Here is a 1073-nt window from a genome sequence, read left to right as displayed (position 1 = left end):
TCACGATGCTCGAAGAGCACCTCGCGGTGCCGTTCACCACCGAGGTACTCGGCGTCCCGGTCGTCGTCAGGAAAGTCGACGTCGGCGTGGACGGCGGCATCGTCGCGGTGTGCGTGGCGGGTCGGCACCGCCAGAGGGTCGGACTGCTGGATCTGCCGCTACCCGACCCGCTGCCCGACGGGGCTGAATGGATCGCGGCACACCGGCACTGGACAGGCTGAACATCGGCAGGGACACACGTGAGCGAATACCAGTACTACGAGTTCGTCGCGGTCGACCGACCTTTGGACGACGAGGAGTTCGCCGCGGTGCGGGCGCTGTCCACTCGGGCGCGGATGAGCCGCACGCACTTCGTCAACGACTACCAGTGGGGTGACTTCAAGGGGAACCCGCGCACCCTGGTGGAGCGCTACTACGACGCCCACCTGTACTTCGCGAACTGGGGCACCCGGCACCTGATGCTGAAGCTCCCCGCGAACCTGCTCGACCCGGAAACCGCTGCGCGCTACGAGGTCGCACCCCTGGCCGAGGCCTCGAAACACAAGGGCAACGTGGTCCTGTCGTTCACCAGCGAGGACGAGAACGCCGAGTGGGACGACGACCTGGAAGGCGCCCTGTCGGGGCTCGTCGGTGTACGGGCTGAACTCGCCGCCGGTGACCTGCGTCCGCTCTACCTGGCCTGGCTCGCCGGCATCGGCACCTGGGAACGCGACGAGGACACGTTCGACGACGCATTCGACGGCGTCCCCGAACCCCCGCTCCCCGCCGGGCTGTCCACCCTCACCAGCCCCCAGCGCGCCCTCGCCGACTTCCTGCGCCTGGACCGCGACCTGCTCGCGGTCGCCGCCGACGCCGGCCCGGCCCGGGCGGACGCCCCCGCCACCGGTCCCGGCCTGCGAGACCGGATCGCCGCACTGCCCGATGCCGAGAGGAACGCTTACCTGCTGCGCGTCGCCGAGGGCCACGACGCCCACGTGCGTACCGAGATCCTGCGGCGCTTCCACACGCCGGACTCACCCGCGCAGAGCAGGCGTACCGTCGCCGAACTCCTGGACGCCGCAGCCGAACGCCGC

At 70.3% G+C, this 1073-nt stretch carries 2 protein-coding genes; both read left to right on the top strand.

Features of this window, described 5'->3' with window-relative positions:
* On the top strand, nt 1-221 hold a 221-nt coding region (locus tag ABEA93_RS42005), incomplete at its 5' end, for a hypothetical protein (protein WP_345681292.1).
* Between the two features lie 18 nt (nt 222-239).
* A partial coding sequence (locus ABEA93_RS42000) for a hypothetical protein (RefSeq protein WP_345681291.1) occupies nt 240-1073 on the top strand: 834 nt, incomplete at its 3' end.

Source organism: Yinghuangia aomiensis (assembly GCF_039542225.1).
Taxonomy (GTDB): domain Bacteria; phylum Actinomycetota; class Actinomycetes; order Streptomycetales; family Streptomycetaceae; genus Yinghuangia; species Yinghuangia aomiensis.
The sequence above is the reverse complement of the archived record's forward strand: the minus strand, read 5'-3'. Positions and strand labels throughout refer to the sequence as shown.